At 56.6% G+C, this 23664-nt stretch carries 19 protein-coding genes; 17 read left to right on the top strand and 2 right to left on the bottom strand.

What is annotated here, in order from left to right:
- Nucleotides 1-35: 35 nt before the first annotated feature.
- The gene (locus tag HWX89_RS26080; protein ID WP_138791650.1) at nt 36-1073 is read left to right on the top strand and encodes an aldo/keto reductase; all 1038 of its coding nucleotides are present in this window, start codon (nt 36-38) and stop codon (nt 1071-1073) included.
- Between the two features lie 491 nt (nt 1074-1564).
- Here HWX89_RS26080 and HWX89_RS26075 read toward each other — a convergent pair whose 3' ends face one another.
- Nucleotides 1565-1810 (bottom strand): hypothetical protein, encoded by a 246-nt coding sequence (locus HWX89_RS26075; protein ID WP_138791649.1) that lies wholly within the window; start codon nt 1808-1810, stop codon nt 1565-1567.
- A gap of 298 nt (nt 1811-2108) precedes the next feature.
- On the opposite strand from HWX89_RS26075, the gene HWX89_RS26070 reads away from it, so the two are divergent.
- The gene (locus HWX89_RS26070; protein ID WP_138791648.1) at nt 2109-2312 is read left to right on the top strand and encodes a cold-shock protein; all 204 of its coding nucleotides are present in this window, start codon (nt 2109-2111) and stop codon (nt 2310-2312) included.
- 266 nt (nt 2313-2578) lie between these two features.
- Here HWX89_RS26070 and HWX89_RS26065 read toward each other — a convergent pair whose 3' ends face one another.
- Nucleotides 2579-3478, bottom strand: a complete 900-nt coding sequence (locus HWX89_RS26065; protein WP_138791647.1) for an alpha/beta hydrolase — start codon at nt 3476-3478, stop codon at nt 2579-2581.
- A gap of 232 nt (nt 3479-3710) precedes the next feature.
- Between HWX89_RS26065 and HWX89_RS26060 the strand changes: the two genes are divergently transcribed.
- The 15 genes from HWX89_RS26060 (at nt 3711) to fhuB (HWX89_RS25990) (ending at nt 23659) form a co-directional block, all read left to right on the top strand.
- Entirely contained in the window at nt 3711-4541 is an 831-nt protein-coding gene (locus tag HWX89_RS26060; protein WP_138791646.1) for an oxidoreductase, read from the top strand.
- A 90-nt stretch (nt 4542-4631) separates the two neighbouring features.
- Nucleotides 4632-5144 (top strand): RNA polymerase sigma factor, encoded by a 513-nt coding sequence (locus HWX89_RS26055; protein WP_138791645.1) that lies wholly within the window; start codon nt 4632-4634, stop codon nt 5142-5144.
- A 37-nt stretch (nt 5145-5181) separates the two neighbouring features.
- Complete coding sequence (locus HWX89_RS26050; RefSeq protein ID WP_138791644.1) at nt 5182-6123, top strand: FecR family protein; 942 nt, start codon at nt 5182-5184, stop codon at nt 6121-6123.
- Between the two features lie 98 nt (nt 6124-6221).
- Nucleotides 6222-8690 carry a TonB-dependent siderophore receptor gene (locus tag HWX89_RS26045; protein WP_353505735.1) on the top strand — a complete coding sequence of 823 codons (2469 nt, stop codon included), beginning with the start codon at nt 6222-6224 and terminating at the stop codon, nt 8688-8690.
- Nucleotides 8665-9576 carry an ABC transporter substrate-binding protein gene (locus tag HWX89_RS26040; RefSeq protein WP_246705318.1) on the top strand — a complete coding sequence of 304 codons (912 nt, stop codon included), beginning with the start codon at nt 8665-8667 and terminating at the stop codon, nt 9574-9576. Before HWX89_RS26045 ends, HWX89_RS26040 begins: the two co-directional genes overlap by 26 nt.
- Complete coding sequence (fhuB, locus tag HWX89_RS26035) at nt 9573-11552, top strand: Fe(3+)-hydroxamate ABC transporter permease FhuB (RefSeq protein ID WP_138791643.1); 1980 nt, start codon at nt 9573-9575, stop codon at nt 11550-11552. Before HWX89_RS26040 ends, fhuB (HWX89_RS26035) begins: the two co-directional genes overlap by 4 nt.
- Nucleotides 11553-11787: 235 nt before the next feature.
- Entirely contained in the window at nt 11788-12288 is a 501-nt protein-coding gene (locus tag HWX89_RS26030) for a Csu type fimbrial protein (protein ID WP_138791642.1), read from the top strand.
- A 21-nt stretch (nt 12289-12309) separates the two neighbouring features.
- Nucleotides 12310-13026 carry a fimbrial biogenesis chaperone gene (locus HWX89_RS26025; protein ID WP_138791641.1) on the top strand — a complete coding sequence of 239 codons (717 nt, stop codon included), beginning with the start codon at nt 12310-12312 and terminating at the stop codon, nt 13024-13026.
- Nucleotides 12998-15430 carry a fimbria/pilus outer membrane usher protein gene (locus HWX89_RS26020; protein ID WP_138791640.1) on the top strand — a complete coding sequence of 811 codons (2433 nt, stop codon included), beginning with the start codon at nt 12998-13000 and terminating at the stop codon, nt 15428-15430. The genes HWX89_RS26025 and HWX89_RS26020 overlap by 29 nt, the downstream gene beginning before the upstream one ends.
- Before the next feature lie 2 nt (nt 15431-15432).
- The gene (locus tag HWX89_RS26015; RefSeq protein ID WP_138791684.1) at nt 15433-16428 is read left to right on the top strand and encodes a Csu type fimbrial protein; all 996 of its coding nucleotides are present in this window, start codon (nt 15433-15435) and stop codon (nt 16426-16428) included.
- A gap of 538 nt (nt 16429-16966) precedes the next feature.
- The gene (locus HWX89_RS26010) at nt 16967-19024 is read left to right on the top strand and encodes a TonB-dependent siderophore receptor (RefSeq protein WP_178340939.1); all 2058 of its coding nucleotides are present in this window, start codon (nt 16967-16969) and stop codon (nt 19022-19024) included.
- A gap of 45 nt (nt 19025-19069) precedes the next feature.
- Nucleotides 19070-19960 carry an alpha/beta hydrolase gene (locus tag HWX89_RS26005; protein WP_246705316.1) on the top strand — a complete coding sequence of 297 codons (891 nt, stop codon included), beginning with the start codon at nt 19070-19072 and terminating at the stop codon, nt 19958-19960.
- Between the two features lie 102 nt (nt 19961-20062).
- A complete protein-coding gene (locus HWX89_RS26000; protein ID WP_502707623.1) occupies nt 20063-20800 on the top strand; it encodes an ABC transporter ATP-binding protein in 738 nt (245 codons plus the stop codon).
- A 13-nt stretch (nt 20801-20813) separates the two neighbouring features.
- Nucleotides 20814-21695 (top strand): iron-siderophore ABC transporter substrate-binding protein, encoded by an 882-nt coding sequence (locus HWX89_RS25995; protein WP_138791637.1) that lies wholly within the window; start codon nt 20814-20816, stop codon nt 21693-21695.
- A complete protein-coding gene (fhuB, locus tag HWX89_RS25990; protein ID WP_138791636.1) occupies nt 21692-23659 on the top strand; it encodes a Fe(3+)-hydroxamate ABC transporter permease FhuB in 1968 nt (655 codons plus the stop codon). The genes HWX89_RS25995 and fhuB (HWX89_RS25990) overlap by 4 nt, the downstream gene beginning before the upstream one ends.
- Nucleotides 23660-23664: the final 5 nt, after the last annotated feature.

Here is a 23664-nt window from a genome sequence, read left to right as displayed (position 1 = left end):
TTCTGATCGCTCATCATCAGGCAAAGGTTGGTGTCATGGAATATCGCTATCTCGGAAGGTCGGGACTCAAGGTCCCAGTTCTCTCCTTCGGAACAGGAACTTTTGGTGGAACAGGCCCACTGTTCAGCAACTGGGGCACCTCTGATGCAACGGAGGCAAGTCGCTTCGTGGACATTTGCCTGGAGGCTGGCGTCAATCTGTTCGACACTGCTGACGTCTACTCCAATGGTGCGTCGGAAGAGCTGCTTGGTCAGGCAATCAGGGGGCGACGCGATGCGGTTCTGATTTCGACCAAAGCGACACTCCCAACCAGTGATGGGCCGAACGATGCGGGTTCCTCACGCCTTCATCTGGTAAAGGCCGTCGAAAATGCGCTGCGCCGTCTCTCCACCGATCATATCGATATCTTCCAGCTTCATGCCTTCGATGCGGCTACGCCAGTCGAGGAAGTCCTGTCGACGCTCGATATGCTCGTTCGCGCCGGAAAAATCCGTTATGTCGGGGTGTCGAACTTCTCCGGCTGGCAGATCATGAAATCACTTGCTGTTGCCGAGCGACACGGCTGGCCGCGTTATGTAGCGAACCAGGTCTACTATTCCCTTATCGGGCGTGATTATGAGTGGGATCTCATGCCTCTTGGCGAGGATCAGGGCCTTGGTGCAATGGTCTGGTCGCCGCTTGGCTGGGGACGATTGACTGGGAAAATCCGGCGCGGCGTTCCGCTTCCGGAAAAAAGCCGGCTGCATGAAACTGCGAGCTTTGGGCCACCGGTTGACGATGAACTGCTTTATCGCGTTGTTGACACTCTTGACGCAATAGCCGAGGAGACCGGAAAGACAGTGTCGCAGATCGCGCTCAACTGGCTTCTGCAACGCCCGACCGTGTCCTCAGTCATCATCGGCGCGCGCAATGCGGATCAACTGCGACAGAACCTCGGTGCAATCGGCTGGACCCTGAACCCCGCTCAACTGCGAACACTCGACGAAGCAAGCGCTGTAACGCCTCCCTACCCGCACTCACCCTACTACCGTCAGGAAGGGTTTGCGCGCCTTAACCCACCGATTGCTGGATAATCTACAAGAATCGGGGTGGATCGTAACGCCCACTCGGTATTTCCATCCACCCGGCTTCGCTGGGTTCCAAATACAGCTCGGGTTGCACGGTTCGAGAAACTGAAGCTTGGGCAGAACCGAGCACCAATCAGCCGTTTCGGTCAACGGTTATGGTATAGGCTCCAGGGCTTTCGTCATCAGAATCCAGCTGAACGAGGAGCGTGTCACACTCGAGGCAACTGTTGCAGATCCCGCATCCATCCATGTCGAAATCGCGCGCGGATTTGCGTTCCCGACAGCACTCGCAGAGTACTGTGGCCCGACGCGACAATCGTGCCGGCGCAAGAACCTGAACAACCTGATTTTGGACAGCCGGAACGGCAGGACGCGACATCGCAACCTCCCTTGTTGATCTCAGAACAGAGATGGGGATGATCAGGTTCAATGTCCATATTCGAGGCGCCCTTCTGCCCTAATTCAGGGTGGATTCGGTCAGGGCAAATCCAGACGCTTCAAAGCTGGCTTGCGAGTTTCAACAGCTCACGCCAGCGATTGACATAACCATCCACGAACTGCTTCTGGATACCCGCCGCCGCCATTCGTTCACCCAGGACATCCAGATCGAAATCTTCCAGTTGGGTTCTCTCCGGATAATGTCTGAGCGTATACCTGAAGGTCTCCTCCCAACTGCGCCGGACACCCACTGAGGCATCGTCCAGGTGCGGACGGTAGGCGCGTATGAGCTCTCCTAGAGTCATCGTTTAAAAGTTCCTTCTTCAATCCGACTTTGCTGTTTCGGCGGATCGGCAAAGTCCGCGTTCTTTTTCTGAGGCGCGTTGGTGTCTCTTCGCCCAAACCGGCTGTGCTTTACCGAAGGTGATTTAAGCGGCAGGATTTCGGAATTCGTTCATTCATCGGCCATCATCAAAGCGAATGATTCTTACCAGTAAAGCGGCCTCGCACGGTTTTTTAGTAAAAACAGGATTGCCGTTCACGGCATCGATACCTATTCTCCCGCAGCGGCAAACAAGCCGCCGATCATTTACGGGGATATACATGGCCACTGGCACAGTAAAATTTTTCAATCAGGACAAGGGCTTCGGCTTTATTACGCCGGATAACGGCGGCGCTGACGTCTTCGTCCACATTTCGGCAGTCCAGGGTTCGGCCCCGCTTCGTGACGGCGAAAAAGTGAGCTACGAGCTTGGCCAGGACCGGAAAACCGGAAAGTCCAAGGCGGAAAACGTCACTTCTGTCTGATTGATCTGCTTTCGCACGCACCTGCGTGCAATGGTGCGTCGCCGCGTTGTTACGTGGCGGCGCAACCAAAATTTATTGACCTAAATTCAAACAATCAGCTTAGGACAAATCTCTCATAGCGCCTGAAGATAGACGTTAAACTTCAGATGATGCGACGAGCGAGATTTATTCTCGTCATTGAGACCAAAGCGTCATGGAGCTGGGTGGCTCTTCTGATCGGCGAAGGCCGGGAGCGTAACCGGCAGTTCTTCCTCCTGCTTGAAACGTCAGAGTGCTTCTGAAAAGAAATCAACCAACCTGGATAAAGCGTCATTGACGGACGCTTCGCGATCATAAAGATCGACATGGGTTGCGTTGTCGACCACATAGAGCATCTTAGGCTCCTTAGCGCGCTCGAAGGCATCCAACGTCATCCATGCGGTTACAGCATTTTCTGCTGTGATCATCAGGAGAGGGCGAGGAGAGATCATTTCTATAAAGCGAAATGCATCGAATGTGGCCATCCGATCGACGCTATCCCAGGTAAGAGATCTGGCAGAACGCGGATGGCTGCACCGTTCAGTGCAGTAGTATTCCCACCCTTCGAAGACATGAAGGCCACCCGCTCGCGCCTCTTCCTGACCGGCGGGGAAGACAGGAAACCGCCCCATCTCTTCGCCAGCCGCGACACGAGTACGTGCTTCAGCGGCCGCTTCGAGTAGATTGATGAGGACAGCTGGATCCTGATTTCCGTCTGCCCCGGCACGTATCTGCAGCCCAACATCGACAGCTGCAACTGTAGCAACTGCCTTTACTCTAGGGTCGCCTACGGAAGCTGGAATTGCGTAGCCACCAGACGCACATATACCAAGGATCCCTATCCGGGCGGGATCAATGTCCGATTGCACACTGAGAAAAGAAACAGCTGCCTTGAAATCTTCAATCCGCTGAGCCGGGTTTTCCAAATCTCGTGGCAAGCCTTCGCTCTCGCCTTGATAGGCAGCGTCGAATGTGAGCAGCGTGAAGCCCTGTTCTGACAATTTCTGTGCATATAGAGCGGGGGACTGCTCTTTAACCGCGGTACCAGGATGGCCAATGACGATCGTACGGCCATTGGGTTTATCCGATGTGAACAGATTCCCTGCGATCTTTAAGCCTGAACTTTTGAACGTTACCGATTTGCGCATCTCGAAGCTTCCTAGACAATTGATCGTCTCCGGCACTCATCTGTCCGGAGCAGACGCTATCGTCGGGGGCTCTTGTGTCTCCGATGTGTTGGGGTTGGTGCTGAAGTGTACCAGAGTGTTTAGATAGGAGCGTTTGCTACACAGACTTGCAAACGCGGCAAAAGCCGACACAGCCGAGATACACTTGGGCTGAAATATCATCGCCAGTGCAACAGGATTAAGGGATAAGGCGATGGTTAAAAGGTGGCTGGTTACGGGAAGCTCCAGGGGCCTCGGAAGAGCCTTGGTGGAAGCGGCACTTGAAAGTGGCGACCAAGTTGTCGCGACTGCCCGAAACGTGGACGCGCTCAAGCCATTGGTTGAAAAACATGCCACTAGAGTTGTGCTGTTCCCGCTTGATGTCAGCGATCCAATAGCTGCGGACGATGCTGTACAATTTGCAAAGTCATCCTTTGGTGGCCTCGATGTGGTCGTCAACAATGCGGGTTACGGCAACGTCAGTGCAATCGAAGACACTCATATCGAAGAAATGAGACGCGAGATCGAGACAAACCTGTTTGGTACCATAATTGTCACCAAGGCTGTCATCGCGCTGATGCGTGAACAGCGTCACGGACACATCATAAATGTCTCTTCGGTCGGTGGCCGTCTGGGTTCCACGGGACGTGCGAGTTACTCCACAGCCAAGTGGGGTGTGGAAGGATTTTCAGAAGTTCTGGCACAGGAGATGGCACTTGTCGGTGTGAAGGTAACAATTATCGAGCCCGGTGGCTTCAGAACCGATTTCGCGGGAAGCTCAACTGAACTGCGCGAAGGCCGACCAGAATATGATGCGGTGGTGGGTGCTGCCGCACGTTTTCAACGTGACTACAATGGACGCCAGCCAGGCGATCCGGCCAAGGCCGCTCAGGTCATCTTAAAAATTGCCCAGATGGAAAATCCACCGTCTCGCTTGGCGTTGGGTAGTGACGCCTTAGCCGCGATCCGTAACGCGAATACGTCCCGGCGCGCAGAACTTGAAAAATGGGCGTCCCTCAGCAGTTCCACCGACTTTGAAGGATGACCGCCGCCTCATCTCACTACAAATAAAAACATGACTATTCCCGTCATCTTTCTCTTGATTTTTTGTGTGCAAGGATGATAGCAGCATTCCATGGAAAGCGTCGAACAGTCCGAAATTCTCAAGACATTTTTGGACGTGCGCGCTCGTTTGACACGCGTCATCTACCGTCGCGTTCACTGCCCGGCGACCACTGCTGATCTCATGCAGGATACTTTTATACGCTTCTGGGAACGTCCGGGCCTCCTGCGCGATGTCGTTGATCTGGCTGGATACTTCGTGATCACGGGACGCAACCTCGCGCTTGACCACGAACGCCGTAAAAAGATTGCCCCCTTTATAGACGGGATCGACGGCCTCGAATCCATCTCGGACCCGACACCCTCGGCCGAAGCGGCCACCATCAGCCGCCAGGAACTCCTGCGCGTTCAGGCAGCGCTCGAGCACATGCCTCCTCGGGCACGGGAAGTGTTCCTGCTATCCCGGATCGAAGGCCTGACATATGTCGAGATTGGCGAACGTCTCGGAATATCGCCAAAGACGGTTTTCGGTCATATGGTAGTCGCGCTTGAGCGATTGCGTGCACAGATGAATGCAGAGCGCTGACCACTCTCACGCTCAAACGGTGACAAGAGAGGCCGCAATGCAGAACCATTCTCTACGGGAACACTGTCGCGACGACCAGCCGGACATCGCGCGCCAGGCGGCCGAGTGGTTTGCCTTGTTGCTTGATGATGGTGCAAGCCCTACCGATCGCGCCAATTTCCGAGCATGGCTTGAACAGAGCCCTTCCCATGCGAAGGCATATGCGGAACTTGAGCGCCTGTGGCTCGGCGCTTCGGCGCTCCCCGAGATCTCGCCCACATCGTCCCTGACGCGCAGAACAGTCCTCAAGTCGGGAGGAGCGCTGTTAATTTTGGCAGGAGCTGGGTTGGGGACCCGCGCCTACCTCCAGGCAGACGCGGACTATCGCACAGGTGTCGGGGAGACTGCCCTTTATGCGCTTCCCGACGGCTCGGTCGTTGAACTGTCGACTGCAAGTGCCATCTCAGTCAATTTCACTGCGGACGGGCGACACATCATTTTGCACCAAGGAGAGGGATTTTTTACCGTTGCCCCAGATCCAGGCAGACCCTTCGTCGTCAGTTCCGGCGTTTTGAACAGCACCGCGCTTGGAACGAAATTCTCCGTCGCCATGCGTGAAAATGGTGTCACCGTTTCTGTGGTTGAACATTCAGTCCGCGTATCGGCGCCCGACCAGGAACAGGATGTCCACGAGGGCCAGTCGGTCCTGTTCGCAAATGATCGTCTGTCCCTGCCTCAATCTGCGGATGTCGAGACCCAGCTTTCATGGCGCGACGGCAAACTCGTTTTCATCTCGACGCCATTCGAGGATATCGTCGCCACTCTCTCCAATTGGCGGCGTGGCAAGATGATTGTCATGGACAATGCCCTTGCACGCCGGCCTGTCAGCATCATCGTCGACGTGCGTCGGGCAGGCTCGATATTGGATAATCTTGAGAATGGCCTGCCAATTCGCATTGCCAGCTACTCGCCTTTGCTGACCTTGATCTATCCGAAATAAAAAGTTCAAAATCGACCGAGGTTTTTCCCAGCCTCGTACGTCCCCTTGTTGAAACGCCCGAAAATAGTCGGGCCAAGTGTTTGCAGGGGGCAAAACAAGTGACTAGGAAAAGTCAGGTCGGAGCCAATCAAGTTCGGCTATTTCGCAGGATGTTGCTGGCCGCGTGCGTCAGTTTTACGCCGGTTGCGATTTCATCTATCGCGACTGCACAAGACGCAAAAAGCTATGAGTTTGCCATCTCCGGCCAAACTCTTTCGTCCGCGCTGGTGCGCTTTTCATCGGCGACTGGCATCGATGTCGGCTTCGACGGCCCTCTTCCGCCGAACTTGCGGACAAAAGGTCTGCGTGGAAATGCCACGGCAGAAGGCGCATTGTCGAGCCTCCTGGCTGGTACCGGCCTGACCTACCGCTTCACCACGCCCACGACGGTATTGCTTGTCAATCCGAAGGCCGCCTCTGCGACAGTTGGGACGGATGGAACGACGACACTCCAGCCAATTACGCTGCAGGGAGAGCGGGCACGCGGTCCGGTCGAAGGATTTGTCGCGACGCAGAGCGCGACGGGAACGAAGACCGATTCATCGCTGAAAGACACACCTCAGGCGGTGAACGTCGTTACGAAGGACCAGATGGCCGCGCAGGGATCTGCGACGCTGACGCAGGCACTGCGCTACACGCCCGGTGTCATCAGCCAGTACGGTGACGACGCCCGTTATGACTGGTTCACGATCCGCGGCTTCCGGCCGGGACGATATCTGGATGGCCTTCGCTTGCCATTCGGATCGCGTGGATACGCTCAGCCCCGCGTCGAGCCATTCAGCCTGGAGCGTGCCGAAGTTCTTAAAGGTCCATCGTCGGTGCTTTATGGTCAGGGCGAGCCAGGCGGCCTGATCAACATGGTGTCGAAGCGCCCGAGTGCAACTGCACCAAATGAGGTGGAGATGCAGTTCGGCTCGGATAGCCGCATTCAGACCGCATTCGACGTTGGCGGCTCGGTCAACGGCGATGACAGTTTCCTTTACCGCATCGTAGGTCTCGGTCGCCTGACCGACACACAATATGATTTCGTGCGCGAAAAGAAGGGCTACATTGCACCTTCTTTCACGGTCAAACCGGATGAGGCAACATCGTTGACCGTGTACGGCAGCTACCAGCGGATCGATTCTCCCGGAGGCGGCGGCGCGCCTGCGCTTCCTGCAAACGGAACGCTTTATACCAGCAACTATCCGGAATTGCCGCGCAGCGCGTTTCCCGGCGAGCCAGGATACGATCACTACACCAGCGACCAGGCGGCTATAGGTTACGAGTTCGAACACGAGTTCAGCGACACCTGGACCGTGCGTCAAAATCTCCGTTATTCCTACATCAGCACCGATAGCCAGCGCGTTCAGCCCTATTGCCCTGCGGCGTGCAATCCAACGGCCTTTTATCGCTACGCATGGGCATTCCCTGAAAGCGCCAGAGGCGTAACGATCGACAATCAGGCGGTTGGCCATTTCTCGACGGGAGATTTGGCGCATACTGCGCTCTTCGGCCTCGACTATTCCTATGAGAGCAGCCGCTACGAGGAATCCTCGCTGTCCCCAATTTTGACGCCGTTCAACGGCATAAATCCTGTCTACGGCGCAACAACGATCAAAAGACCGCCGACCGCAACGCGGATTGACCAGGACCGCAGTCAGGTCGGTCTCTATGCCCAGGATCAGGTCGAGTGGGATAATTTCGTCTTCTCGCTTGGTGGTCGTTACGACTGGGCTAATACCGACACAAGAACCCGCACGAGCACGTCCGATCGAGAGGTTGACCAACGCGATGGCCGCTTTACCTGGCGTGCCGGCCTAGTCTACAATTTCGACAACGGCATCTCCCCTTATGCGGGCTACTCCACCTCGTTCAATCCCGCGAGTGGCACGGACCGCCTCGGCAATGCTTTCAACCCGACCACTGGCGAACAGTTCGAGGTCGGCGTTAAATATCAGCCGAATGGCAGCAACAGCTTCATCACCCTCTCGGCCTATGACCTCACTCAGGACAATGTTCTTTCTCCTGACCCCGTAAACAGGAGCTTCAGTGTCCAGACCGGCCAGGTCAGAATGCGCGGTATCGAGCTGGAAGGAAAAGCAGAGATCACCGACGCATTCTCCGTGCTCGCATCCTATGCCTATACGGACAGCGAAATCACCAAAGCCAACCCCAACGCCGCAGGCATCAGCAATGAGGGAAATCGATTTGCTTTTGTCCCGCGCCAACAGGCATCTCTCTGGCTCGACTACGCGGTGCAATCGTCCGATGCATGGGATGGACTGAGCTTCGGTGGCGGTGCGCGATACACGGGGCAAACCTTTGGCGACAATGCCAATCAGTTTGATGTCCCGTCCTACACGGTTTTCGATGCGGCTGTCCGCTACGACTTTGGCAAAGCCAATCCCAAGCTTGAAGGGCTGAAGGCATCGCTTAACGTCAGCAACATTTTCGACAAGAAATATGTCTCGACCTGCATCGCAGCAACCGGGTGCTATTGGGGAGAGGGTCGGAGCGTTTATGCGACGCTCAAGTACAGCTGGTAGCTCGATGGTTTCCCTGCCCAACTCTAAAGATCGGCTGACGCGGCGGCAATTTGCTGCCGCGTTGACCTGCGTGTTGCTCCCGACATTGGCAAACGCAGGATCAGAGCCTCCGAAGGTCGCAGTCCTGGACTGGGGTTGGGCCGAAAGCCTTCTTGCTCTTGGCATCAAACCGCTCGCCGTTGCAGAAGCACCGCTTTATCAAGATCGAGTTGTGACCCCTACTCTGCCAGACGGCACGATCGACCTTGGTTTGAGGTCTTGGCCGAACATGGAACTTCTGCGAGCCCTCAAGCCTGATCTGATCCTTTCCCAAGCAGGATACGGCATTTCTGCAGACCGTCTCAATGAGATCGCTCCGACGCTGGCACTTCCGCTTTACAGTTCGGCAAGACAACCGCTCCAGGCCGCGGAAAATGCGCTCAAAGAAATCGCTTCCCGCATGGGAAAGAGCGATGTCGCAGATCGCTACCTCGACAGGTCCAATAGTCGGTTAGACGCCATAGCGCGAGACTTCACGACCTATGACGGGCATCCCCTCCTCATCATCAAGTTCACCGACGACAGGCTCATTGACGTTTATGGCGCCGGAGGCCTGTTTGACGATGTCCTGAAACGGATGGGAATTGCCAACGCCTGGGATGGTTCGACCAACAATTGGGGTTTTGCAACCGCCGGGCTCGACGCAATCGCCCGCTTCCCGGACGCCAGGCTCGTCATTATCGAACCGGCACCGCCCAGCTCCTTCCTGCAAAGCTCACTCTGGCAGGCTTTGCCAATGGTCCGGGAAGGACGGGTTTGCATGATACCACCAACCTGGGTCTTCGGGGCCTTTCCATCCGCGATGCGCTTCGCAGAGGTACTTCGCCAAGGCCTTGGGTTTTCATGATTTTACGTCTCGTCAAACCGTCGCGCCTTTGTGTCGTTACCGCCGTTATTGCCGTAGCGCTTTACGCTTCTGCAATTGCGGGCCGTGTTTCGCTCCCGGATGTGCCACACATGCTGATGCAACCCGATCCGGCATCCTTCGATCAGATCTATGTTCGTTTCTCCTTGCTACCCCGCATCGTGGTCGCGATACTGGCAGGCGGCGCGCTCGCTTTTGCAGGTACGATATTTCAGCAGATCCTGCGTAACCCTTTGGCAGAACCATCCACGCTCGGCATCCTATCCGGCGCGCAGCTCGCTATCACGCTCCTGTCTCTTTCCGTCGCCACAGTGAGCGCTCACGACCGGGAGATCGCGGGGCTTGCCGGCGGAATTGCGGCAGTTTTCATCGTCGCGGGACTGGCAAGGAGATCTGACTTCTCGCCGATGACACTTCTGCTCTGCGGTATGGTGATTAGCTTCTCTGCAGGTTCGGCGTCCGTTATCCTGGCACTTTTCCATCACGAGTACCTGCGAGGTGTCTTCATCTGGGGCAGCGGTTCGCTCATCCAGAATGACTACACCAACGCACAAGCACTAGCGTCACGCCTTGTTATTCTGATCCCTGCACTGTTGTTGTTCTCTCGGCCTTTGGCGATTATAGGCCTTGACGAGACACAGGCACGCGGGCTCGGACTATCCCCCTCCAGTCTTCGCATTGCTGTTTTATTCCTTGCCACCGTGTTGTCAGCTTGCGTTGTCGCACGTGTCGGAGTGATCGCCTTTATCGGCCTTGCAGCGACCAACATCGTCCGACTATCCGGCGCCCGTACACTTCGGCAAAGACTTGTCTGGGGAACACTGCTCGGCGCAGCCCTTCTCATGCTCGCGGACAGCCTTGTGCTGGTCGCCGCTCCGGTTATCGGTGAGGTGCCAACGGGTACGATTACTGCGATCACAGGCGCTGTTCTGATGTTACTGCTTGTCAAATACGTTCCGCACACAAACGACCAGTCGTATCACAACGACTTTGCGCCGGCGTTGCGGGGCAAGTCTGCTCTGCTCGTGGTTTTCGTCTCTGTGGCTATTCTTGCACTGCTCACAGCGTTTTCCCTGACGGAGCGTTTTTTCACAGGAAACGTCGAGCCATCGGTCCTTTTTGCAGGCCGATGGCCGCGTGTCCTGACTTCGGCCAGCGCTGGCGCCATGCTGGGCATAGCCGGCGCAGTTACCCAAGCCATGACCCGCAACCCCATTGCCAGTCCCGAAGGGCTTGGTGTCAGTGGCGGAGCTGGATTGGGGATCATCCTTGCATTCTTCGCTGGCGGCATGGCCTCACCATTGCTTCCTCTTGCCGGAGGAGTGGCAGGCGCTATGGTCGCCTTTACGATCGTGCTGATCGTCGCAAGAGGCAAAAGCTACGCGCCAGGGCCGGTTCTGCTTTCTGGCATTGCGATAAGTGCTCTGGCAACCGCACTGATATCGCTGATCGTCGCGAGCGGTGATCCACGCGCGAGCTACATACTGGCCTGGACGATGGGCCCGACATTCCGCGCCACCAGCATCGTCGCAATCATTGCAACCGCCCTCGTGTTGATCGGTCTTTCGCTCTCGCCGCTCTTTCGCCGCGCATTAGAGATATTGCCGCTCGGCGATAGTACGGCGCGCTCACTTGGTGTGAACCCGTCTCGGTCCCGTCTCCTGCTGTTAGTGTTTGCTGCCTTTCTGACCGGCATCGCAACAATGATCGTCGGCCCGTTGAGTTTCGTCGGGATGATGGCACCTCATTTGGCGCGCATGACTGGTGCGCGTAGTCAGATACGCACGCTTCTGACTGCTGGTGTAACCGGTGCAGCGATCATGATTTGTGCCGACTGGTTTGGGCGCACTGCCGACTTCCCTTACGAAATCCCGGCAGGTGTAATCGCCGCATTCATTGGAGGGCCATATTTCCTTTTTGTGATCAGCTCACGAGGTAAAGCTCCGTCCAGAGCTTGATGAGCGAGGTCTGCCGTTGGATCTCGCGCAAGCGGTCAATCTCGTGTTTTGACGCCGCGGCCAATTGGTTGTTTCGCATACTGCATTTTCGCCCGATAGTTTTCGGTTTGCCGTGTTAAGATTTCATTAACCCAATCGATACGAGTATTAGCATATTCTTATTACTCGCTATTCGAGTGATCGGTTGTTTCGCATCGTCGGCAAAGCAGCGGTGTGACAGCACGGGGGGAAGAGCATGAAGTTCGCGATATCAGGGGCCATCGCAACGCTTGCAGCGTTAATGTTGGTGCCAGCATCAAGCACTGCGCAAGTTTCCACGACGTCAGACTTTACCGTCCAGATTACCATTCAGGCGGCGTGCCAGATCAACTCTGCCGGGTTGCTCAACTTCGGCAACAGCGGCTTCATTGCCGGAATCGTGGATGCGACAAGCCAGATCGTCGTTCAATGCACATCAACGACGCCCTATACACTTGGCCTGAGCGCGGGGGCCGGGAGCGGCGCCACTGTAGCCAACCGACTGATGACGGGAACAAGCGGAGCAACCATTTCCTATTCCCTTTTCCAGGATACCGGCCACTCCCAGGTGTGGGGAGATACAGTCGGGTTGGACAGACAAACGGGAACGGGAACGGGTGCTGCCCAGACCTTTACCGTTTACGGGCGCGTAACTGCTCAGACGACACCCGTACCGGGCGTCTACACCGACACTGTGAGGGCAACGCTCACCTATTGATCGCCAGAGGGAGGATCGCGCATGCGTATTTGTACCTTAGCGGCTGCGTTCATTGCCGGACTGTCTGTTTCACCTTCACACGCAACGTCTCTACGGGTTTCGCCCGTCATTCTCGATCTGAGGGCACCAGCCGCCTCCAGCAGTCTTCGCATCTGGAATGATGCAAAAATTCCGATCAACGTGCAGGTCAGAATATTCCGCTGGACCCAGCAGAACGGCAGCGACGTCCTGACGGCGGCAGAAGATGTTGTCGCCAGTCCACCAATGACACAATTAAAGCCAGGCGCTGAAAACCTCGTGCGGATCGTTCGGCTCTCCAAAGCCCCCATAAAGGCTGAAGAGAGTTACCGCATCATGGTGGATGAATTGCCGGTTCAGACCAAGGCTCCATCCGGCACGGTCAACCTTGTCGTCCGCCACTCCATACCTGTCTTCTTCTCGAATGCATCCGCCTCTGACGCAGAGCCTGTCTGGACCGTCACACCGAAAGCAAACGGTTATCAGGTAACAGTCTCCAACAAGGGTCTGAAGCGACTGCGTATCGCCAATCTCAAGCTTCTCGGCGGCAATGGCCAGGCAGTGGCGCAGCAGCAAGGACTGGTCGGTTATGTCCTTGGAAAATCGGGGGCAAGCTGGCTCATTCCAGCAGTCGGGAAAAGAGCCGGAGGCACGCTAAAGGTCTCGGCTGACAGTGAAGGCGGCCCCGTCAATGCGACGGCGCGCCTCAACGGCGGTTAGCCTTGCCGTTTTGACGATTGCAGGTTTAACGATCATTTCATCGAGCGGTTTTGCCGTGGCGCAGGATTCACCTCCTGCGGCACCACCAGCCTCTTTATCCGCAGAAGGGGCAATACCACTGCAGCTCGAGGTTTATATTAACGACGTCTCGACAGAACTGATCGCCACATTTCGTCAAAACGGCACCGGCTCACTGTTCATCGAACCGGTTCAGTTGAAGAACGTCGGCATCACACCGGTTGATAGCGCGAAGGCTGAGGACGGCTGGATCGATATCTCGAAGCTTCCGGATGTCACCGCGCGTTACGACGAAAGCACCCAGTCGATCTATTTCACGGTGCCTGTGACGGCTCGGGCCGGCAAGGTCATCGATGCGTCGGCGAAACCCGCACCTGAAGACGATGAAGAGCCAGAAAGCGAGGCCGTGCGCAATTGGGGGGGCCTGATGAACTACACGATCTATGGATCATCCGGAGGCACCAACTGGTCCGACCTTGCCGAATTCAATGGTGTGTCAGCCCTTCTGGAAGGTCGGATGTTCGGTCCGCTTGGCGTCCTGTCTTCCTCGCAGGTGTTGAGCACATCGAGGCTAGATCAGTTCGATACAAGACGCCTCGACACGAGCTGGACCTATTCCGACCAGAAGACCCTGACAACCTATCGGGCAGGTGACCTGATCATCGGCGGATTAGTGTGGACACGACCGGCGCGACTTGGCGGGATACAGATACGCCGGAACTTCGACCTGCGGCCAGACATTGTCACGATGCCAATGCCGGAGTTTTCTGGCTCTGCGGCCGTACCCTCCACCGTAGACGTCTATGTCGATAATATCCGGCGCATATCGCAGGACGTTCCGGAAGGCCCGTTCTCCATCACCAATCTCCCCGTCGTGAGTGGTGCCGGCAATGCACGCCTGGTTGTCCGCGATGCGCTGGGGCGCGAGACCATATCGGAAACGCCGTTTTTTGCCTCGGCCGACCTACTCGCAAAGGGACTGATCGATTTTTCCGCAGAGCTGGGTTTTGCACGCAATGACTACGGAACCTCATCGTTCGACTATGATAAAAGATTGCTTGGGTCTGCAACTGTTCGCTACGGGCTCTCGGATAAGCTCACCCTCGAAGCCCATGCCGAGGGTGGCGAAGACTTCTACAATGTCGGTCTGGGTGGCGTTTTCACGCTCGGCACGTCAGGACTGGGGACCGTCTCCGGTGCGACCAGCCAGTTTGGAACACAGAGCGGCTACCTACTCGCAGCAAGTGTCGAAGCCGAATTGCTTGGCGTCCAGTTTGCCGCGAGGTCACAACGCACGTTTGGCGACTACCATGACATCGCATCCGTTTCCGCCGACATGTCGAAGAGCAAATGGGGCTCGATCAGTGCTAGGGCGCCTCGTGCCCTCGATCAGGTCTCCGTTTCAACCCAACTCGGCTTCGACAAGACCAGCCTGAATTTCTCCTACACGCAACTTGAGACCTTCGACGAACGAAAGTCCCGGTTGCTCGGACTTTCAGCAACCCGTTCGTTCGGCGAGAGCGGCAACATTTTCGTCACCGCCTATAAGGACCTTGAGGACAAAGGTTCCTACGGCATCTTTGCCGGGCTTTCGTGGACATTCGGCAACGGGGTTTCAAGCTCGGTCGGGTTGTCATCCGATGACGACGGTTACTCTGTGACAGCTGATCTGGCGAAATCAGAACAGCAGACCGAAGGAAGCTACGGCTGGCGTTTGCGTGGTTCTAGAGGAAGCAGTGAAATCATCTCCGCATCCGGCAGCTATCGTGGAAGCATTGCGCGTGTCGCGGCCGGCGTTGATCAGTTCAATGGCAGCACGCAAGCCTACGCGCAGGTGGATGGATCGATCGCAATTGCGGGGGGTGATGTGTTCGTTGGAAACCGGATCGACGATGCCTTTGCTGTCGTGGATGCGGGGGCGCCGGGCGTCGAGATTTCCCTCGAAAACCGCCCGATCGGACAGACAAACCGGCGGGGTAAGATACTGCTTCCCAACCTCAGGTCCTATGATGCCAACACGATCACGCTCGATCCCGGCAACCTTCCCCTCGATGCAAGGATAGACCGGACCAAGCAGACCGTTGTTCCCGCCCAAGGGGGCGGGGCAGTTGTCGACTTCAAGGTCGAAACCGGAGGCCGCGTCGCTCTGGTCACCCTGAAAAACGAAAACGGCGACTTTATCGAAACCGGTTCCACCGGCACGGTCGATGGCAAGCATGACTTCGTGGTTGGCTACGATGGACAGGCCTATCTTGAGAATATTGCCGAAAAGAACCGTCTTCTTATTACGCAGCCCACGAAGGGGAATTGCGAAGCAGAGATCATAGCCGGTGCTTCCGCCGATCAACGCACAACCCTCGATGCCATCTGCAGGAGCGCTCAATGACAATGCGCGGACGAAATCCCCTGGTTAGATCGTCTTTGATCCTCGGCAAAAGCTCCCTCTCTCGGGCAGGGCTTGCCCTCGCTGCCTGTCTCGTCTCCTCCCCGGTACTGGCACAAAGCTGCAGTTTCAGCATGTCTGATATGAACTTCGGGTTCGTCAATCTGGCGCCGGGTACTGCAGTTGACAGCACCGCGACGCTAAGCGTGACCTGTTCAAACCCTCTCTCGCTTGCGCTATCTGTCCGCATCTGCCCGAATATCAACGCTGGAAGCGGCGGCCAATCGGGTGGCATCCGGCGCATGCTGCAGGGGACAAACATCCTGAATTATCAGCTTTATCAAAACGCCGGGCGCACGACATCGTGGGGATCGGTATCGCAAACGGCGCTCGGCGCGCCGCCCCCCATCGATCTGGCGTTACCGCTTCTGTTCAACAGCACCAGCCGTACAGTCTATGGCAGAATAAACGCATCTCAGGCCGCTGCGACGCGAGGCATCTATCTTTCCAGTTTTGCCGGAGCCCAGACAAATTTCACCTACACGACGTTCACCTTGCTCGCTCCAAGCTGTGCAGATGTCACGCAAAACCCGACACAGGTACCGTTCAGCGTTACAGCGGCAGTCCAGCCCGCATGCCTCGTCTCGGCACAGAACATCAATTTCGGCAGTCATGGTGTCCTCAACAGCGCAGTCGATGCGACAGGCGCGATAACTCTGACCTGCACGGCCAACCTTGCTTACACCGTCGCCCTCAATGGTGGGCTGAGCAACAGCCCTCCGGCTTCGCGTCAGATGGTCCTTGGTGGAGCGTCAATCACCTACGGTCTCTATCGCGATGCTGGACGCACCAATGTCTGGGGAAGCGCGGCCGGACAGATAGCGTCGGGGACTGGAACAGGTAGCGCGCAAAGCCTGACTGTTTACGGCCGCGTCCCGGCACAGAATACCCCGCCCCCGGGAAACTATGCCGATACGGTGGTCGTGACGGTCAGCTACTGACTAAGCAATGCGCACTCACTGAACAATGACAAGGTGCGCAAGGATACGTCCGCAACAGTAGAAGCAGGAACATCCGCCACATAAGTTGGGCTGACGCTGTGTCTGACCCTGCGGTCAGTAGCGCGCCGTGTTCTTTTGAAGGACCACAAGGACGTCTGGACATGAGCTGGAAAGTTCAGGACCGGTTTGGAGATGGTATCGAGGCGCGCAATGTGTCCCTCACAGAGCGTGACCTCCAATACAGCAAGGTTTGCCACCGCCGCTGATCCCATGCAAAGCAAGCCCTCAAAGCGATTGTGACATTTGAGCGACAAAAGCGAGGAATGCGGTGACAGCAAATACGATATCTTGACTCATTTAGTAATGTTTTTATTGATGCAGGCCGAGGGCGACACGCCTTCCGGCAGTTAGAGACGCTGCCCTCAAAATTTTATCGTGCGTCAGCTCTCCGCCGACGCGCCAGCTCGCCGGGAAGGGTTGCTCAATGTCATTTTCTTTCAAACAAACTTGCACTCGCCGCGCGCTTTTGAATTCCACGATGCTCGTTGGGATCGTCGCTGCGACTGCGCTGAATGCGAGTGCGGCTTTGGCTCAAGAGGGCAGCACCACGCAACTTGAGACGATCACCGTCTCCGGTGGAGGTTCAAACCCTCGATCCATCAGCGAGGACAACACAACGGTCGTGCCAACGCGCACGATATCGGCGACCAAGACCGATACGCCCCTCGTCGAGACGCCACGCGCCATTTCGGTTGTTACCCGCGAAGAAATGGAAGAGCGCGCTGTCACCGACATGATCCAGGCGGCTCGCTATGCCTCTGGTGTCACGACCGGGGCCTTCGGCTACGATCCACGCTTCGACCAGATCTATATCCGGGGCATCGAGACCACGACCACCGGTGACTTCCGCGATGGCCTGCGCCAGCCGATCATGAACTACGGCTCGTTCATGACCGAAGTCTATACGCTGGATCGAATCGAAGTCCTGAAGGGACCCGTATCCGTGATGTATGGCGCGGCGAGCGCGGCCGGCATCGTCAACAGAATCTCGAAGTTGCCGCTTGACGAAGCGCATCACGAGATCGAGCTGCAATACGGAACGATCGGCCGCAAGCAAGCTGCATTCGACATCGGTGGTCCCATCAACGACGAGATCAATTACCGTCTGGTCGGGCTGGCTCGCGAAGGCGAAGGAAGTTACGACATCGCGGATGACCGCTATCTCCTGCAGCCGTCACTGACCTGGAAACCAAGCGAGGATACAACCCTCACTGTTTACGGTCTGGCGCAGAAGACAGAGACGGGTGCGAGTGCGTGGAGCTACCTGCAGGATGACGACGTCTTCCTCTACACCGATCCAGATTTCAACCGTCAGACGGTCGAGCAGTATCAGCTTGGCTATCAGCTGGAGCACAAGTTCGAAAACGGCCTGACCTTTCGCCAGAATGCCCGCGCGGGCGACGTGGATCTGAAGGCGCACTACCTCAACCGGGTCCTGGTCAATACAGACGGCAGCTGGCCAACCACCGCAGTTACGGAGGATATGCGCAGCTATCAGATCGACAACCAGCTCGAAGCAAAGCTTGAGACCGGAAATGTCTCTCACACACTGCTCGTCGGGCTGGATTACACACGGGTATCATCCGACTTCGCCATGGGCAGTGACAGCGTCGCCGCGAATACGCCCGGTGGCAGCATTCCCATTCCTGAGCTCACCTCGTTCACAGCCAGCGACCTGAACCAGACCGGCATCTACGCCCAGGATCAGATGGAATTTGGTAACTGGCGTGCGGTCGCGGGTCTTCGTTACGACTGGGCGCACCAGGAAACTGCCTCTGGCGGTTCGAGCGACGAGAAGGATGATGGCGTCCTGTCCGGACAGGCGGGGCTGCTCTACCTCTTCGATAACGGCATCGCGCCTTATGTCAGCTACGGCACCTCGTTCGTCCCGTCGACGGCGCTTTCGGCAGATGGCTCGGTGCTGGACCCGACCAAGGGGCGCCAGATCGAAGCCGGTGTGAAATACCAACCCGAGGGTGAAAATTACTCCCTGAGCGGCGCCGTCTATCGCCTGGTCGAAACCGGCAAGCCGCAATATGCCTCAAGCTTCCTGTTCTCCCAGAATTCCGGGGAAAACACCTATACGGGGTTTGAGCTTGAAGGGCGTACCGAGTTCGACAACGGCATCAGCCTGATTGCCGCCTATACCTATGCCCACGCAGAAATCACTGGCAGTAACGACGAGACATTGATCGGAAACGTGCCGTCGACGGTACCGCGTCACGTCGCCTCTTTGTGGGTGAATTACGAGATGCCCGAGGCATCGGCGATCCCTGGCCTGAGCATCGGCGGCGGTATTCGCGCAACGAGCAATTCCTTCACCAGTGACGCGAATTCTGCAAAGAACAACGGCGCCGCCTATTTCGATGCGGCAATGTCCTATGACTTTGGCGTCAGTTCTCCGGATCTGAAGGGGCTATCGCTTTCGATCAGCGCCACCAATCTTGCCGATCGGCGCGAACAGGTCTGCACAGATGGCTATTGCTATACCGGCCGTGGTCGCACGGTCATGGGTTCACTGAAGTTCAAGTGGTGACCCGCCGTACAGATGCCGATCAATCAGGGTGACGAGTGAATGAACATGGCTGAGCAACCTTACGCCTTGCCAGGAGCGCTTCAACTTGATCTGGAGCCGATGGATGGCGGCGATCCCTACCGGATCTTTCTCTTCGTACCGAAAGGAGAGCCACCTGCCGGAGGGTGGCCACTTCTGGTGACAACCGATGGCAACGCGACGTTTCCCTTTGCCTTCGCCAGCATCGTGACCCAGGCCCCCTATCCGACCGGAACTAACGTCGACTGGGGGGTCGTGGCGGCAATCGGCTATCCGTCCGACGAACCCTATGATGCGTTTAGAAGAGCCTGGGACCTCGGCCCACCGCCAATCAAGTCCTATCCGCCCTATTTTGAGGGAGGACCTCCTGTTTGTATCGGAGGCAGCGCCCAGCTTCTCGACTTTATCGAACATCGGCTTTTGCCCCGGATTGACGCGATGACAAAGATCGATGCAACACGTCGATCGCTCTTCGGCCACTCTTTCGGTGGGCTCTTCACACTTTACGGCCTTTTCGAACGCCCATGGCTTTTTAACAACTGGATTGCCGCCAGTCCCACGATCTATTGGGAGGCAAGCGAAATCCTGAATAACGAGGCCGGCCGGCAGCCGATTTCAGGACCTCCGGTCTTCCTTCACCTGTCAGCAGGTGAATATGAGGGGGATGAACTTGCCCCTTTCCAGTACCACAACGAGGATGCCACATCGCGCATCGAGAAGCGCAAAGCCGAACGCACGGTGGCATTGGCGCAGGAAATGGCGGATCGGCTTAACAACCCTGCGAACGGTATTCGAACGCAATTCGAGCTCTTTGCGGGACAGACCCACATGTCGGTGCTCGGACCGGCCGTCAACCGTGCGGTGGGAATCGCGTTTGAACGCTGGTCTGTCGATGGCGAGCCCACGCAAACTCGATAGCCACTATCATAGCCTGAAGGAAATATCGTGACGCCGCCAAATCCAGAGCAAGAGATTTCTCAAGCGACGAAAGCCTTTGAACTCACCGGAGTAGGTCTTTCGATCGACGGCAGAACAATCCTGTCCAATGTCAGTCTTGATTTTCCAGCAGGCGAAGTCGTGGCTTTGCTGGGCCATAATGGATCGGGCAAATCCAGTCTCCTGAAGATTCTGGCGCGCCAGTTGTCGCCCACAGCAGGGGCTGTGACTTTTGGAGGTCGCGAACTTGCGCACTATAGTGACCGTGATTTTGCGCGAGCGGTCGCATACCTGCCACAGGATTTGAGCACAGGATCGGAGATGACAATCCGCGAACTCGTGGGTTGCGGGCGCTATCCATGGCACGGTGCACTCGGCCGATTTTCCGAAGTTGACAAGCAAAAGGTCGAAGCGGCGCTAACTGCAACGCATATCGAGATGTTTGCTGATCGCGTGGTGGGGACGCTCTCAGGCGGAGAACGACAACGCGCCTGGATCGCAATGTTGATTGCTCAGGATGCCCGCTGTCTTTTACTGGACGAACCGACCGCAGCCCTTGATGTTGCTCACCAGATGGAGGTGCTTTCACTCATCAGAACGTTGGCGCATGAAGGTGGCAGAAGTGTTGTGATCGTTCTTCATGATGTCAACATGGCGGCACGTTTCTGCGACCGTATCCATGCGCTGAACAAAGGTCGCATCGTCGCAAGTGGCACGCCCCACACAATACTCGTCCCTGATACGTTGCGCGATATCTATGGGATCGACATGGACGTTACGTCGGCGCCCAATCTCAACCACCCGCTTGCCTATGTCTGCTGAGTTTGAGGGTTCGATGATCGTCTCGCGAAGGACCGTTCTCCAATTTGCAGCAGCGATGGCCGCTAGTTCTACGCCAGCACTGGCGCAAACATCGGGTCAAAGAATTGTCAGCCTGGATTACGGTCTGTCGTCCACGCTTCTGTCGCTTGGGATATCACCGGTCGGCATTTCAGATCTCGCAGATTGGGGCCGCTGGGTTGTCGAGCCGGTTATGCCAGATTCAGTTGTCGATATCGGCAGTGCATTCGAGGTGAACGTCGAAATCCTGCTCCAGCTGAAACCCGATATCATTTTGACAACACCTTACCTCGACGAGGTGCTGCCAAGGCTGAAGCCCTACGGGAAGATTGTCCGCCTCGAAATCTTTACACCTGACAGTGGGCCTGTTCTCCAGTCCGCAATAGCCGCGACACGCAAGCTATCGGTTGAACTGGGCAGGGAAAAAGAGGCGGAGGCGTTTCTACAGCGATCCGAGGCATTCTTTGACCAATGCCGCCAGCGATTGGCAGGCAAGAACGTGCCCTCGATTGCGTTGGTGAATTTCATGGATGCGCGCCACCTGCGCATTTATTCAAGCCCCGGACTTTTTCACAACGTGCTTGAGCGGATCGGCGTCAGGAACGCCTGGACCAGGCAGTCCAACTTCTGGGGTTTCGAAACCATCGGAATTGAAGACCTTTCCAAGATCGAAGACCAGGATGCGCGCCTCGTGGCTTTTGACCCAGTTCCGCCGGACGTTTTGCCAAAACTTGCGCAAAGCCCTCTCTGGAGGAAACTTCCATTTGCACGTCCCGGCCATCTATCGATCCTCCCTGCCGCGCTGATGTTTGGCATGGTGAACGAGGCGGTTCGGTTTGCGGGTCTCCTGACAGAACTTCTGGAGCGCGAACCATGACCCTTGCTCGCCGAGAAACCTATGGTCCGGCGCTCGTCGTCGCAGTCTTTCTTATCGCCGGTTTGTGTGCATCGGCATTCCTTGTCGCGCCGTCGTTGTCGGTTCCTTCTGATGTAGACTACGATCCAACGCGGCTCGTGCTTTATTACTCAACCCTTCCCCGCCTTGCGACAGCTGTCCTTGTGGGCGCGGCGTTGGCATTGGCGGGCGCTTTGTTCCAGCAAGTCTTGCGCAATCCCCTTGCAGATCCGACAACACTCGGTGTGTCAGCAGGCGCGAACCTCGCGCTTGTGTTGGCCTCACTTTTTCTTCCGGGGTTGCTCGGCGCCAATCGCGATCTCGTGGCCCTGGCAGGAAGCGGGATTGCCGCAGCAATTGTCGTCAGTCTCGGGGCGCGACGCGGCTTTTCACCCTATTCACTCGTCCTTTCGGGACTGGTGCTCGGCCTGTGGTGCGGTGGTCTATCCGCAATCCTGACCTATCTCAACCAGCGTTATCTTGCGAGCCTGTTCATCTGGGGAAGCGGCTCTCTGTCGCAGCAAAGTTGGGCCATCCCAGTCTTTTTGCTATGGAAAATTGCCGCGGTTGCGATCGTCTGCGGATTGATCACAAGGCCTCTTTCGATCCTCGACCTTGGAGACAACAGTTCTTCAGCCCTAGGTGTAAGAGCGGGCCGGTTGCGTTTTATCGCCATCGCCTGCGCCGTGGCCCTTGCCGCATTCGTGACAAGCGCGGTCGGAGTTATCAGTTTCATCGGCTTGGTCGCGCCGACGCTTTCGCGACTGGCAGGCGCCCGGCGTCCCGGGCAACTGATCTTCTGGTCTCCCCTCATTGGAGCAAGCCTTCTGTTCTGCACGGACGCTGTGCTTCAGTTGGTGGCGGGTGGCCTTGGCGATTTCCTGCCCACAGGTGCTGTCACGGCAATCTTCGGATCACCGCTTCTGCTGGCGCTGCTGCCACGGTTGAAGATACGCCACAGGATCCAGCAATCATCAGCATGGAACAGGCCTCGACCTTTTGGCGTGACGACATCGATAACGGTCGCTGCAGTTTCTCTTTGCCTGATTCTCGCCATCAGCATTCTGGTTGGACGCAGCATTGATGGCAATCTTTCGATCCTTCGAGGCGATCTCGCATCAGAGCTCCTTGCCATTCGTATGCCAAAGGTGTTGGCCGCTCTGGCTGCCGGTGCAATGCTTGCTGTCGCAGGTTCAATCTTGCAGCGTCTCACGGGAAATGAGATGTCGAGCCCAGAAGTTCTGGGTATCAGTGCGGGGGCAACGTTCGGCGTTGCTATCGGCCTGTTTGCAGTTGCTCCGAGATTGTTTGGTCAGTTCACCTTCGCAATTGCCGGTGCAATTGCTGTGCTGGCGGTCATTTTCCTGAGCTCGCGACGATCTGGGTTTTCACCTGAACGCGTATTGCTGGCCGGCATCGCGTTGAGCGCAATGGTCGATGCGGTTGTCGGTGTATTGAGTTCGACAGGAGATCCTAGGGCAGCTTTGCTCATGCGGTGGATGAGCGGTTCAACCTACCTTGTCGACAGCTCAAGCGCGTTGGCCGAGGTCGGAATTGGCGCGGTACTGATATCTATTGCTTTTGCAACGCGCCGGTGGCTCGATATCCTTCCACTAGGCCCATCACCATCGTCGGCTGTCGGCATATCATTAGCAAGATCGAGATTTGTTCTCTTCGCATTGGCGGGTCTGATGACCGGAGCGGCGACTCTCACTGTGGGACCCCTGTCATTCGTGGGACTGATGGGGCCGCATCTTGCGCGCGAAGCAGGCCTAGCGCGTGCCTTGCCTCAAATGATTGGAGCGGCATTTATTGGCGGTGCGCTGATGGTCGCTGCCGATTTCCTCGGGCGTACCCTTGTGTCTCCGTATCAAATTCCGGCTGGCCTCGTCTCGGCGATGATCGGCGCGCCGTTTCTGATGTTTATGATGCGGAAAAAAGCGTAGGCCCG

Source organism: Rhizobium sp. RM, assembly GCF_013390595.1.
Lineage (GTDB): Bacteria > Pseudomonadota > Alphaproteobacteria > Rhizobiales > Rhizobiaceae > Agrobacterium.
The sequence above is the reverse complement of the archived record's forward strand: the minus strand, read 5'-3'. Positions and strand labels throughout refer to the sequence as shown.

Excerpts from the sequence above, each read along its gene's own strand:
- HWX89_RS26065 (WP_138791647.1), bottom strand. The coding sequence starts at position 3,478 with ATGCGCAAATCGGTAACGTTCAAAAGTTCAGGCTTAAAGATCGCAGGG.
- HWX89_RS26040 (WP_246705318.1), top strand. The coding sequence starts at position 8,665 with ATGCGACGCTCAAGTACAGCTGGTAGCTCGATGGTTTCCCTGCCCAAC.
- HWX89_RS26060 (WP_138791646.1), top strand. The coding sequence starts at position 3,711 with ATGGTTAAAAGGTGGCTGGTTACGGGAAGCTCCAGGGGCCTCGGAAGA.
- HWX89_RS26055 (WP_138791645.1), top strand. The coding sequence starts at position 4,632 with ATGGAAAGCGTCGAACAGTCCGAAATTCTCAAGACATTTTTGGACGTG.
- HWX89_RS26015 (WP_138791684.1), top strand. The coding sequence starts at position 15,433 with ATGCGCGGACGAAATCCCCTGGTTAGATCGTCTTTGATCCTCGGCAAA.
- HWX89_RS26050 (WP_138791644.1), top strand. The coding sequence starts at position 5,182 with ATGCAGAACCATTCTCTACGGGAACACTGTCGCGACGACCAGCCGGAC.
- HWX89_RS26025 (WP_138791641.1), top strand. The coding sequence starts at position 12,310 with ATGCGTATTTGTACCTTAGCGGCTGCGTTCATTGCCGGACTGTCTGTT.
- HWX89_RS26020 (WP_138791640.1), top strand. The coding sequence starts at position 12,998 with ATGCGACGGCGCGCCTCAACGGCGGTTAGCCTTGCCGTTTTGACGATT.
- HWX89_RS26005 (WP_246705316.1), top strand. The coding sequence starts at position 19,070 with ATGGCTGAGCAACCTTACGCCTTGCCAGGAGCGCTTCAACTTGATCTG.
- fhuB (WP_138791643.1), top strand. The coding sequence starts at position 9,573 with ATGATTTTACGTCTCGTCAAACCGTCGCGCCTTTGTGTCGTTACCGCC.
- HWX89_RS26080 (WP_138791650.1), top strand. The coding sequence starts at position 36 with ATGGAATATCGCTATCTCGGAAGGTCGGGACTCAAGGTCCCAGTTCTC.
- HWX89_RS25995 (WP_138791637.1), top strand. The coding sequence starts at position 20,814 with ATGATCGTCTCGCGAAGGACCGTTCTCCAATTTGCAGCAGCGATGGCC.
- fhuB (WP_138791636.1), top strand. The coding sequence starts at position 21,692 with ATGACCCTTGCTCGCCGAGAAACCTATGGTCCGGCGCTCGTCGTCGCA.
- HWX89_RS26010 (WP_178340939.1), top strand. The coding sequence starts at position 16,967 with ATGCTCGTTGGGATCGTCGCTGCGACTGCGCTGAATGCGAGTGCGGCT.
- HWX89_RS26030 (WP_138791642.1), top strand. The coding sequence starts at position 11,788 with ATGAAGTTCGCGATATCAGGGGCCATCGCAACGCTTGCAGCGTTAATG.
- HWX89_RS26070 (WP_138791648.1), top strand. The coding sequence starts at position 2,109 with ATGGCCACTGGCACAGTAAAATTTTTCAATCAGGACAAGGGCTTCGGC.
- HWX89_RS26075 (WP_138791649.1), bottom strand. The coding sequence starts at position 1,810 with ATGACTCTAGGAGAGCTCATACGCGCCTACCGTCCGCACCTGGACGAT.